Annotated in this window: 9 protein-coding genes; 1 reads left to right on the top strand and 8 read right to left on the bottom strand. The window is 33.2% G+C overall.

Annotation, left to right across the window (positions count from 1 at the left end; genetic code table 11):
• Positions 1–20: 20 nt before the first annotated feature.
• The 6 genes from ffh to DM397_RS22635 form a co-directional block, all read right to left on the bottom strand.
• Positions 21–1385 carry a signal recognition particle protein gene (gene ffh, locus DM397_RS22660; RefSeq protein WP_095929402.1) on the bottom strand — a complete coding sequence of 455 codons (1365 nt, stop codon included), beginning with the start codon at positions 1383–1385 and terminating at the stop codon, positions 21–23.
• A gap of 196 nt (positions 1386–1581) precedes the next feature.
• Positions 1582–3264, bottom strand: coding sequence for an MBOAT family O-acyltransferase (locus tag DM397_RS22655; protein WP_111379960.1), 1683 nt, complete (start codon positions 3262–3264; stop codon positions 1582–1584).
• A gap of 1 nt (position 3265) precedes the next feature.
• Positions 3266–4687, bottom strand: a complete 1422-nt coding sequence (locus tag DM397_RS22650; RefSeq protein WP_111379958.1) for a GDSL-type esterase/lipase family protein — start codon at positions 4685–4687, stop codon at positions 3266–3268.
• Positions 4684–6162, bottom strand: coding sequence for an SGNH/GDSL hydrolase family protein (locus tag DM397_RS22645; protein ID WP_111379957.1), 1479 nt, complete (start codon positions 6160–6162; stop codon positions 4684–4686). The genes DM397_RS22650 and DM397_RS22645 overlap by 4 nt, the downstream gene beginning before the upstream one ends.
• Positions 6163–6437: 275 nt before the next feature.
• On the bottom strand, positions 6438–7067 hold the full coding sequence (locus DM397_RS22640; protein ID WP_111379955.1) for an HmuY family protein: 630 nt from the start codon (positions 7065–7067) through the stop codon (positions 6438–6440).
• A gap of 28 nt (positions 7068–7095) precedes the next feature.
• Positions 7096–9162, bottom strand: coding sequence for a TonB-dependent receptor plug domain-containing protein (locus tag DM397_RS22635; protein ID WP_111379953.1), 2067 nt, complete (start codon positions 9160–9162; stop codon positions 7096–7098).
• Positions 9163–9267: 105 nt separating this feature from the next.
• Between DM397_RS22635 and DM397_RS22630 the strand changes: the two genes are divergently transcribed.
• Positions 9268–10170, top strand: a complete 903-nt coding sequence (locus DM397_RS22630; protein WP_111379951.1) for a DUF6607 family protein — start codon at positions 9268–9270, stop codon at positions 10168–10170.
• Between the two features lie 73 nt (positions 10171–10243).
• On the opposite strand, the gene DM397_RS22625 is transcribed toward DM397_RS22630, so the two are convergent.
• Together DM397_RS22625 and DM397_RS22620 are read right to left on the bottom strand one after the other, a co-directional pair.
• On the bottom strand, positions 10244–10951 hold the full coding sequence (locus DM397_RS22625; RefSeq protein ID WP_111379949.1) for a hypothetical protein: 708 nt from the start codon (positions 10949–10951) through the stop codon (positions 10244–10246).
• A 253-nt stretch (positions 10952–11204) separates the two neighbouring features.
• Complete coding sequence (locus DM397_RS22620) at positions 11205–12647, bottom strand: RagB/SusD family nutrient uptake outer membrane protein (protein WP_111379947.1); 1443 nt, start codon at positions 12645–12647, stop codon at positions 11205–11207.

Here is a 12647-nt window from a genome sequence, read left to right as displayed (position 1 = left end):
TAAACTTGAAACTCTTTTTATTATTTCGGCATTCCTCCTGGCATACCACCCGGCATCCCTTTCATACCTCCCATCATTTTCATCAGATTTTTTCCGCCTGGGCCTTGCATCATCTTCATCATCTTGCTCATTTGGTCAAATTGTTTCATCAGCTGATTTACTTGCTCGACTTTAGTTCCCGAACCTTTAGCGATTCTAGCTTTTCTTTTTACGTCGATAATAGCTGGTTTGCTTCTTTCTCCTGGAGTCATCGAATAAATGATCGCTTCGATATGTTTGAAAGCGTCGTCTTCGATTTCAACATCTTTCATCGCTTTTGAAGCACCTGGTATCATTCCAACCAAGTCTTTCATGTTACCCATTTTTTTCACTTGCTGAATCTGCGTTAAGAAGTCATCAAAACCAAATTCGTTTTTAGCGATTTTCTTTTGAAGTTTTCTTGCTTCTTCTTCATCAAATTGTTCCTGAGCTCTTTCAACAAGAGACACAACGTCTCCCATTCCTAAGATACGCTCAGCCATACGTTCTGGATAGAAAACATCAATTGCTTCCATTTTTTCTCCAGTACCAACAAATTTGATTGGTTTGTTTACAATCGATTTGATTGAAAGTGCCGCTCCACCACGAGTATCACCATCTAATTTCGTTAAGATAACTCCATCGAAGTTTAAGATATCGTTGAAAGCTTTCGCTGTATTTACAGCGTCTTGTCCTGTCATAGAGTCTACAACGAACAATGTTTCTTGTGGCTGAATTGCTTTGTGAACACGTGCAATTTCGTCCATCATTTCCTGATCTACTGCTAAACGACCTGCTGTATCGACGATAACAACATTGAATCCGTTTGCCTTAGCATGTTTAATTGCGTTTTGAGCAATTTCTACAGGATTTTTATTTTCTGGTTCTGAGTAAACCTCAACACCTATTTGGTCTCCCACAACATGCAACTGATTGATCGCCGCTGGACGGTAGATATCACACGCTACAAGAAGTGGTTTCTTATTTTTCTTTGTTTTTAAGAAGTTTGCTAATTTTCCTGAGAAAGTAGTTTTACCAGAACCTTGAAGTCCTGACATCAAAATAACAGTTGGATTTCCTGACAAGTTAACACCAGCAACATCTCCACCCATTAATTCGGTAAGTTCGTCTTTTACTAACTTAACCAATAATTGTCCTGGCTGTAATGTTGTTAATACATCCTGACCAATTGCTTTGTCTTTTACTCTAGCGGTAAAATCTTTAGCAATTTTAAAGTTAACATCGGCATCAAGTAAAGCACGACGAACTTCTTTTAAAGTATCGGCAACGTTTACTTCTGTAATTTTACCGTGTCCTTTTAATATATGGAACGCTTTATCTAACTTATCACTTAAATTATCAAACATATCATTTTCTTTATATGAAGTGCAAAGATAATCTAATTAGATATTTCAGGCAATTTTTATTTAAGTGGTTTTAACCGCAAAGTCCCCGAAGGTTTACGCAAAGTTCGCTGTGTCATTTTGCTCGCAAAGTCGCGAAGTCGCAAAGAATAAAAAAAACTTTGCGACTTCGCGACTTTGCGAGATTAATTACTTCAGCTTAGAATTGAAAGTATATAAAAGGCTGTGATCCTGCTACTGCTGTTGCGTAAACAATCCAATAGACAAATCCTAAGATTATTGCTTTTACTAATAATGGAGTTTTGTCAAAAACCGATTTCATTCCGTTAGTGAAAGTTTCTGGCAAGAAATGCCAAACATAACCGAACAGCATTAATCCGAATACATTTTTATATCCAAGAACAATTGTTTTCCAAAGCTCTGGTTCGAATGTTAATTGTCCGATATTATTAATTACTTGTAATGCCGTTTCAAAATCTCTTGCGCGGAAGAAAATCCAACAGAAAACCACAAAATGGAAAGTGATTATGATTGAGAAAAATCTCCATAAGAAATTCGGACTTTTATCTTTTTTAGAAGGAAAGAATTCCATGAATATTTTATGAACTGCCAAAGCTAATCCGTGGAGTGCTCCCCAAACAATAAACTGTGCTCCTGCTCCATGCCACAAACCTCCTAAAAGCATTGTAGTAAACAAATTGAAATTGGTTACTAAAGTCTGTTTGATTTTGCTTGAAAGCAAAAATGATAAAGCGAAAATTAAAATACTGACTCCTGCAATAATAAGCGGAATTACACTCTCATTATAACAAGACATTCCCCAAAGCAATAAGCCAAAGAAAAATAAACTTGGGAATAAATATCCTGCGAAAGATCCATTACGGTTTCCTCCAATAGAAATGTATAAAAAGTCTTTTAACCAAGTCGAAAGCGAAATATGCCATCTTCTCCAGAAATCGGTAATCGAAGTCGATTTGTATGGCGTTCTAAAGTTGACTGGCAATTTAAATCCAAGCAATAGTGCAATACCAATTGCCATGTCTGAATATCCAGAGAAATCACAGTAAATCTGAATCGCATATCCGTACGAAGCCATTAAATTTTCGAACGAAGTGTAGCTCATCGGTGTATCAAAAACACGATCGACAAAGTTTACTGAGATATAATTTGAGATTACGGTTTTCTTGATTAATCCACCAATAATCAAAAATAAAGCATTGTTTACGTCTTGTTTTGTTAAGTTTAATTTTTGATAAATCTGAGGAAGGAAATCTTTTGCACGTACAATTGGTCCTGCAACTAATTGAGGGAAGAATGAAACGAAGAATAAATACTCAATGTAATTTTTTGTCGGTTTAATTTCTTCTCTATAAATCTCAATAATATAACTCATAGATTGGAAAGTGTAGAACGAAATTCCAACAGGAAGGAAAACATTATGAAGTGCAAAATTACCATGAAACATATCATTGTAAGTCACAATCAAGAAGTTCATGTATTTGAAATAGCCTAAAAGGGCCAAATTCAAAATGACACTAATTACCAAGTAAAATTTCTTAACTCCGTCTCTGCTTTCTCGGTAAATAATCTGGCTCAAACCATAATCTACAACTGACGAAAGCAATAAGAGCAGAAAATAAATACCGCTCGATTTATAGTAAAAGAATAATGAGAAGAGAATAACATACGTTAATCTCAAATAAAATGTTTTGCGTAAAAAACCATACACAAAATAGAAAACCAGAAATAAACCTAAGAATAAACCGGTATTGAATAAAAGTTTTTCGTCTTCATTATAAACAAACCAACTTTTAACTTGTTCTATTGTAATTGCACCAAAGTTTTGAATGAACCAATTATTAATGCTATCTATTGTTGTCAACTTACTTCTTTAATTTAAAATTATCGTATGATCTTAAAAACGCCTGAGCAAACAGATTTCCTTGTTTCTCGTATCCTTTTTTTGAATAATGAACCCAGTCTGGCCCTATTAATCCTTGTACTTTTAATTGTCTGATTCCGCTCATGCCTCCAAACTCATCGTACAAATCCCAAACGGCAAAACCGTCTTTTTGGGCTATATCTATAATCTGCCTTGAATAATTATCAATGTAAGTATTTGGCTTTCGTCTTAACAATGATGGTGGAGGAGTCATTACAATTATAGGAGCATCTATTTTTTGTGCTCTTATATTATTGATAAACTCTCGTAATTCTTTAATATAATTTTCTGGATCTAGATGTTCATAGCTTTCATTTGTTCCCAGCGAAAAAACCAGCAGGTCTGGATGCAATGATTTCAATTGATCAAAAAACAACGGATATTTATTGTAATCCGAATATTTAGCTCCGTTTACTCCAATACTGCTATAAATAATCCCTGGAGCATCTTTTTCTAACACAATTCCGTTTAACTCGTAATCTTTAGCTTCTTTATTTGGAATCAAGAAAATTCGGCTTAAAGCATTTTCTGAATTATAATAATGTGAAAAAGAATCTGATTCGATTGCCAGCGGAACAAACTCTGACATTGAAATGGTTTTTGCTCTTGTTTCGTTTGTTGAAATTTTTAAAGTTCTTCCAGCACGGATATTATTCGACTTTAAATGATTTTCTCTTTTAATCTCGGCAACCGAAACATTGTATTTATCTGCAATACTTCCAAGCACCTCACCTTTTTTAATTTTATGCGTAATGACTCTTCGCTCTGTTGTCTGAATAGAATTGATTTTTGAAGAAGTAGCCAAATCGAACATATTCTGATTTTGTGGCGTAATAATTTTTATTGTATTGAATTTGTACGCTGGATCTTTTACGTTCATTTCTAAAACAAATCCGCCAGAATCCCTCCAAAGCCCAATTCCGCTTATCCCAATTGGACATTGTTTTACGGGATATATATTTCTATAGCTTTCCCAAGTTCTGTTCGATTTGAAACGTTCATTGTAAGATCCGTTTGTTCTGGCTAATTGATAAGGAAAAACCAAACCTCGTCCCGCATTACCAAATTGCTGCTGCAGTTTTTTTCTAATTTCATTTGTCATCAAATCGCTTTGAATATGCGAATCCCCAATATGTACAATATTGATTTTTTGGTTTTTCTCACCTTCATTTTTTTCAAGCTTGTGAAAAAGATCGCTTATTGCTTTTGCATTATAAATTTGACCATCTATAGGCTCATCAATTGCTGCGGTATCCACTTTTTGAATCATGCTTTTTGGTATTGGCTGTACGTCTGTTTTTGGAGTTTTTTCATTTGTTGTAAAAAAAAGACAACAAAAGAAAACCATAAGTTTATTTATCATACACTATCTTTTGTTACTGAAACGGAATCGGGTCTGGCTCTTTTTACTGGTTTTGGCTTAGTCCCTTCAGCATCTCTTTTTTGTCTGAGTACTTTATATTCTTCGTATCCTTTATTTAATTGTCCATACAGCAAATTACCAATGGCTTTTGCGCCACGCTGGTTAAAATGCGTATAATCTTTATTTGCTTTGGCTGGAGTTTCATCAACCCATTTTATCATAGAACCGTCACCACCCATCAAAGTATATAGGTTTACAAAACCTGCTTGTGTTTCCAATGCATAATGTTTTTGTGCTTTCATCAAAGGAACTACGGCCGAATCGGTTTTCATTTCCAAATCATATTTTGTTGACTTATCAGCAGTTGAAACAATTAAGATAGAAACTCCAGGGAAAGATTCTTTTATTTTATTAACGGTTTTCGTCATTCCTTTTTCATACCAAGAATAATTTTTTGTCCCGTAATTTAAAACGTTGGTTCCGTAGTGCAGAATAATCAAATCATATTTTAAACTATTATTAAAAGCTCTCATTACATCAGCATTGAACATCGAAATTGGAAGTCCTGAATTTCCTCTCTGTGAGAAGTTATCGACATGAACTCCGCTTCCATTATCAAAATTAAATCCGTAAATCGGAATAGAATCTGCCTGTACAAAATTTGCTTTAAAGGCTTTTAAACTTCCTGATGAAACTTTCAATGTATTTACTAAACTATTCGGAGAAAGACTTTTCTTAAGTGTATCTTTTCCTATAATGAAATTCACTTTTCCCACTTTAGACGAACGTCCGTAAAATAATGTTGCATTATCTAAAGAAGTTGAATATTTGTTCAATCCAGCTTCATACTGAACCCAAGTTGAATTGGATTTATCATTTGCAAAAAACACATGCCCGTTAACGCCAAAAGGACTTGTTGGTCTTTTTACGTTTAAGTAAGACTGCGTTTTCCAGTTTTTAGAATAAGTTGATTTCACAGATCCTCTAGAAGCTGCAGATTCTGAAGTAATAGGAACAAAACCAACTCCGTTTCCTCCAAAACGTTCCTGATAATTGGTTCGAACGTCCTGAACGATTAAATCTCCATCGGTCATAGAATCTCCGTAATAAGCGATTCTTACTTTATTCTGCGGATTTTTCTCTAACTGATACAATTTCTCATAGAAAGAAATCAGATATTGATATCCTTTATAGTTTTCGAATGTTTCAGCAGGAAATTCAATTCCTTCTGTTTCATCAAAAACAATTTTCTGCCCATTTAATGCTTGCTCACTTTTTGCAATACTGTCTTTGTCTAGCGATAATGAATCGTCGGCAACAGATTCTAAAAGCATACTATCTATCAATATATTTTTAGAATCTAACTTAGTCTCAGAAAATATTTTATCTGGAAGGATTTGTTTAAACCCAATAAAAGCAACCAACGCTAACGCAACGATCGCAAAAGACTGAAAAAAATAAGATTTTGTATTCACCTAATAATTATAAAATATGAAGAACTGCATTCAAAAATTAAACCAATCAAAAAATGGTTGACTTACTGCAGAAAAAATTTGTGCAAAGATAGAATAACATTTTGTTTCTATTTGATTTTAACAAGAAAGTAGAACAAAAAAAAGAGGTTAGAAAAATTCTAACCTCCTTATCAAAAAAAAATAAAAAAAACAAAGCTAATGATTAACTAGATTTTTGATGTTTTTTATTTAAAAGTACCAGTATAAAATAAAAATCTTCGAGATTACCTCTTTATTTAAAATGTAGTAGTGCTATTTGCTTGGTATGCAAAATTAAAAGTATAATATCTTGCTACAGCGGTGTTTGGGTCTGGTGTTGCAGGTGCATCTTTATAATAGCTTAAAAATTCTACTTTTGCATATTTCCCATCGTGAGTTTTGATAACAAATACTCTTCCTGCTTTTGCAGAAATAATATGAGTTGCTCCGTTATAATCGTACCAAGCATTATCTCCTGAAGTAGGGAATGCAGAAGCGCCGCTAGCATCTTGAGCAAAAGTCGACGATGCTGGAAAAGCTGTTACGTTTGCAAAAATACCTGAAACAACACTTACTGCTCCTTGTCCTTTTCTTTCTGGTTCTCCTGTATCAGTAGCACTAATTTTTGCTCCTCCATTAACAATAACTGATGTACCACGGAAAGCGATATCCCAACTATCGTCAGTTACAATTTTATTTTGGGAAAAACTGAATTTTGTAAATTCACCACCAACTGGTTGTCCTTGTCCTCCAGTTTGCGGAGCATAAACATTAGAAACTTTTGTTGTTACTACTGGTGCTACTTCATTTTTGTCGTCATCGCTACTGCAAGATGCTGTAAAAATAAATAATGCTAAAAGTGAAAGTTTTAAGAATTTTGTTTTCATTTTGAAAAAGGTGTTAAATAAATATTGATTAAAAATTATATTGAATTCGTGCAAAAAACTGTCGACCTGCCAAATTGCTAATTTGGCTAGGGTCTGTAAAATCAAATAAATTATTGGCTCCTGCCTGAAGCATGAATTTATCTCCGATATATTTTGAAATTGACAGGTTTGTTAAGAAATAACCATCGACAAATGTGTCATATTTGTCTAGTATCTGATTACCGTTTGTATCAAACATTCCGTATTTACTTCTGTAAAAAACACGTAAGTTGATGTCGGTTTTAATTTTAGGAATAGTATAGGCGAACTTAACATTGGCCGTATGTTTTGACCTGTTAAACAATCCAAAATAATCAGACTTTTTAATTTGAACGGTCTGCAAATCTGAGTTACGGACGTATTGATAATTTTCGAAATTATCTAGAACAGATTTGTCTTTTGCTGTTAAAAACTGATATCCAAATGATACTGACAATTGTTTTGTAAAATCATAAGTTGAATTAAACTCTAGACCGTAAGTAAAGATTTTACTAATGTTAAAATAACTGAAGACATTCTGACCATTCGTTTTTTGAGCAACAACTCGAGTATCAATTAAATTTTCTATTGAATTATAGAACGCATTCACGTCTAGTCTTAATTTATTTTTCTTGTAAAAAGTTCCAAGATTCACGTTTATTGAGCTTTCTGGCTTCAGAGGTTCACCAAAATTTACTCCATCTACTCTAGACAAAAGTTGCCCCTGTTCGTCCAATTGATTTAAACGATCTTCAGCAACATTATATCCCAAAACCGTATATCCAACTGACGGATTTGTAAAATCAAAATACAATTGACGAAAATCTGGTGCTTTGTAGCCATAACCAACAGAAGATTTTAAAGAAAAATTCTCATTAACCTTATAATTGACAGCTAATTTTGGGCTGAACTGCGAAGCATATTCACTATGATTATCATATCTAAACCCAGCAAGAATATTCCATTTTTCCGTTGGGTTATAATCGTATTGCAGGTAAACATATTGCGAATTAAAGTTTACTTGTTTTTCAAAATAAGTTCTGTCTAAAGTCTCATAATTGACCCCAACTCCACCTGTTAGTTTATCATTTTTTAATGAAATCGTTGTTCTAATCTCTGGTCGAACTAACCATTGATTGTAATAAGCACTTTCATAAGGAATATTATTCTGATCATTTAAAAAGGAATCGTTTTGGTAATTTGTTGTGTAGAACTCATATTCAGAATATACTTTCGAGCTCCATTTATGCTCAAATTTAATTTGCGAATTCCATTCTTTTTCTTTTGCATCGCCTTTATAGTTTTCAGAATCGATAATTGCAACGTTATCCATTTTCATATCATAAAAACGGTTGTTTACAATTAGCTTTAAGTTCTCTGAAAAATCGTAATATATCTTAGGTTGGATTGTAAAATTATAAAATGGCTCTACATTTTTTAGTGGTGTACTTTTATCTAAATCATAACCATCTGTAGAATAAAAATTAGCAAAAAGATTAGCTGAAAATTTCTTCTTTTTCCACAGCAAATTCGTGTTAGCATCATTGGTATTAAAAGTTGCGTATCTATAAGAAAGACTTCCCGTAAACGTATCTTTCTTCGGTCTTTTTGTAATTACATTTATTACTCCACCCATTGCTTCAGAACCGTACAATGCTGAAGAAGCTCCTTTAACAATTTCAATTCTTTCTATATTCCCCACAGAAACCCTTGATAAGTCCAAAACACCAGCACTTCTACCTACTAATGGCACTCCATCAATTAAAATCATGGTATAAGCCGCATCCAATCCTTGCATTTGAATTCCTTCAAAACCACTTTCGTCAGGAATTAAAATAATCCCCGTTTGCTCGCTTAAAATTTCATTTAATCTTGTAACACCAGACTTCATAATTGCTTCAGATGTAATAATTGTCATTGGCAAAGGCAATGACGAAAGCACTCTTTCTGTTCTAGTTGCAGTAGTAACTTTAACTTCCGATAATTCATTTGTTTCCACACTATCTTTTTGAACCTCCTGAGAAACAGAAATTTGACAAAAAAGCACAACAGCAAAAAGAGTAATTTTAAAATTCATTATTTTTATTCAGTCTTAATAATCAATGCAAATATATAACTATTTTTAATTGTTCTAAATAAAATTTATATATTTGCGAAAATTTTAAAAACAAAACAAATAGTTATGATTTCAAAAAGCCTATTTATGTCAGCCGCTATGGCTTTAACATGCAGTCTTGGTTTTAGTCAGGACAAAAAACAACAAGACATTAAGTCAATTAAATCGATGTGTGGTTGTTATGAAGTGAAGTTTAATTTCACAGAAACTTTCTCATACCCTAAAGATTCTCTTACTTATAAACCTTCTGAAACGAAACACGAATCTGCTTTAGAATGGGTTGAGCTATTAGAAGATACTCCAAACAAAATCGTAATGCAGCATTTACTTATTGTAAGTCCTGATATGATTATCAAACACTGGAGACAAGATTGGCTTTACGAAAACACAGACTTATATACTTTTGACAAAGGCAATTCTTGGAAATACAAGAAATTAGATAAAAAAGCAGTTAAAGGACAGTGGACACAAAAAGTATATCAAGTAGATGATAGTCCAAGATATGAAGGATCTTCAACTTGGGTACATGTTGATGGACAAGACTATTGGGCAAATGTTGCCGATGCACCGCTTCCAAGAAGAGAACAGACAAAACGTAACGATTACAATGTTTTGAAAAGAAGAAACATTCACGAAATCACTTCTACGGGATGGAATCATGAGCAAGACAATGATAAATTGGTTCGTGACGATGCTGGGAAAGATGTTTTATTAGCTCAAGAAAAAGGCTTTGATGTTTACACAAAAGTCCCAGATTCAAAATGTATTGCAGGACAAAAATGGTGGAAGGAAAATAACGCACTTTGGAAAAACGTTCGCGACAAATGGCAAACGCTTTTTGACAGACACCAAGACTTAAACTTAGAGGCTAAAGTTGACAGAAAAGCACTTTACTCTCTTCTATTTGATTTGAAACCAGATGCTTCAAAAGCAGAAACAGATAAAATCATTGACAAATTTGTTAAGTAATTAGAATTAGTTGTTAAAACAAAAAAAAACGGAAGTTTTGAAAGCTTCCGGTTTTTTTATTTGTTTTATATAATTACTGAGCGCACTCTGAATAGGTAACAGCGTGTCTTGATAAATCTGTCCATTTTGGATCTGCTGAAGATGCAGTGATTAACTTGTCACATCCGCTCCACAATGTTGCAAACTCTTTTTTGTATTCTTTTTTCTTTAATAAAAATGCAGGTGCATCTTTTTTAGCAACATAGTAAGATTTAGCATCTCCACCTATAAATTTAACACCTCCAACTCCTAAGGATGTAGTTTCTTTTGCATGTGGATCACAATATATTTTAAACTCTTTACTGAATGCAGGGTTTAAAAGTTGCATTAATAATTTTGATTTTTTCTTTTTGACTTGCACATCAGCAGTTTCAAAGTATGCGTAACCTTCCTTTAAGTACTCTTGGTTAAGTTTATCATCGTTCCATTTTTGAAAATCTGTACCAAAATCAATTTTTTTAGTCAAATTATCAAGTCCACTAGGTGGTAAATACATATACTTAATATCCTCTGGTTTTAGTTTGTGCTTTTTTCCAGCTGCGTCTTGCAACTTAATAAATTCAATTAGTCCTTTTTCTCTGTCAATATCGCGAATAGTTCCGCTAAGTTCTGTTCCGTCTGCTAGTGTAATGTAAGCTGTTTTACTATGTGAAAATCCATAAGATGGGTTAATTAAATCTTGAGCTTTTGTTGCGGTAAGTGCAAAAAGAAGCATCATTAAAAGTAAAGGTTTTTTAATCATTGTTTTTGGGTTTAAATTTTGCCTACTCTCTCGATTTTCGGCTTCCTCGTATTTATTTCATAGGATCATAAGCCGATTTTTCTCTTTTGTTTATTGATACTTTTAACTGAAAAATAATCAATTATTTCTTACTGTAAACATACTTATAAAAATGACATATACAAATCTCGTTAATACTTTTTTACACGAAAATTCTTTTAAAAAAAATCCAGAAGTTTTTAAAGCTTCCAGATTTTTTTATTTTTAATTTTTATTATAATGGATTCTGCACAATTAATGGATTGGCATCAATTTCGGCTTGCGGAATCTGAAAGATAAATCTGTTATCTCCTGCCGGAATATTAAATTTACCAAATGCTGGATGGTTTGAACCATCATAATCCCTTGTTAAAGAAACTCCTAAGCGCTTCATATCATACCAAGCACAACCTTCTCCCCACAATTCAATTCTTTTTTGAAGAATTATTTCATTAATTAATGAAGAACCTGAATTTGTAGAAAGTGTATATGAAGGATCTCTAGTTATTGTTATCTCATATAATATTTGCTTTGCTGAAGCTTCATTTCCTGATCTTGCAAGTGCTTCTGCCTCTATATAATACATTTCAGAAGATCTCATGTAAATATAACTACCTGCATCTATAGTTGGGTCTCTAAATTTTATATTTGCATAAGCTGGTAAAGATGGATACGTTAAATTTCCTGATGGTGATACAAAGGCTTTTTTTCTAAAATCAGTTTCTGAAATACTATTGTATAAATTTTTATCTATGTTTTTATAGATTCCCATTCCTCCAGCATATCCCGATGCATTTGTATTATCAAAATGACCAAAGAAATTGGCAACAAAAGTACTAATTGAAGAGTTCAATGTTGCTCCCCACATAGTTTCATTAGATTTTGTGATATAAAAACCATTCATCCATTCTGCTTCATTAAGCAAAGTATAGTCTTTTCTTGCCAAATGAGCCATATTTGCAGCATCTGCATATTTTCCCATTTCCAAATATACTTCAGCTAAAAAAGCCTCTGCAACCGTTTGATCTACAGAATCATTATTCAATCTTTTATACGATGCTAATAATTCTATAGATTCCTTTAAATCGCTTTCGATCAAACTATACACATCACTCACAGCTGACCTCGCCTTGCCCTCTAGTGTAGGCTCTATGTATAGAGGAACACATAATTTAGTTTCATTACCAATATATCTAGGTCCATATGTACGTGCCAACATAAAATAAAAGTAACCTCTTAATGCCAAAGCCTGGCCTCGAATTGCCTTTAAATTCTCATCTGCAGTATTTGAAGGAATACCGCCAAGTACAATATTAGTCGATTTAATCTGAGGATAGTAAGTATTCCATACTAATCTAGATCTTGAATTCGTTTGTTGTCTCCCAATGTAAGTATAGAAGGATTGGTACCAGCTTGATTTTGTCATTAGCATATCATTAGACATCATATCCATTGCAGCAAGCACCGATTTATGACCATAATCTTCATGATTACTTCCAATTGCTAGTCCATAAGAGCGTAATGCGGAATAAATTCCACTCACAATAGCTTGATTTGCCGATGCCGAAGTTGCTAGTTGTTCTTTATTAATTGTTGATTCAGGCACCGTATCAAGAAACTCTTTATCGCAACTTGCAAGAGCCAATAAAAATACAATTGCTACTATTATCTTTTTCAT

This window comes from Flavobacterium nitrogenifigens (genome assembly GCF_003254565.1).
GTDB classification, from domain to species: domain Bacteria; phylum Bacteroidota; class Bacteroidia; order Flavobacteriales; family Flavobacteriaceae; genus Flavobacterium; species Flavobacterium nitrogenifigens.
This window is presented reverse-complemented; position numbering and strand designations above follow the sequence as displayed.

Bases quoted from the DNA above. Each gene is read 5' to 3' on its own strand.
- DM397_RS22620 (WP_111379947.1), bottom strand. From the start codon at position 12,647: ATGAAAAAGATAATAGTAGCAATTGTATTTTTATTGGCTCTTGCAAGT.
- DM397_RS22640 (WP_111379955.1), bottom strand. From the start codon at position 7,067: ATGAAAACAAAATTCTTAAAACTTTCACTTTTAGCATTATTTATTTTT.
- DM397_RS22650 (WP_111379958.1), bottom strand. From the start codon at position 4,687: ATGATAAATAAACTTATGGTTTTCTTTTGTTGTCTTTTTTTTACAACA.
- DM397_RS22635 (WP_111379953.1), bottom strand. From the start codon at position 9,162: ATGAATTTTAAAATTACTCTTTTTGCTGTTGTGCTTTTTTGTCAAATT.
- DM397_RS22630 (WP_111379951.1), top strand. From the start codon at position 9,268: ATGATTTCAAAAAGCCTATTTATGTCAGCCGCTATGGCTTTAACATGC.
- ffh (WP_095929402.1), bottom strand. From the start codon at position 1,385: ATGTTTGATAATTTAAGTGATAAGTTAGATAAAGCGTTCCATATATTA.
- DM397_RS22625 (WP_111379949.1), bottom strand. From the start codon at position 10,951: ATGATTAAAAAACCTTTACTTTTAATGATGCTTCTTTTTGCACTTACC.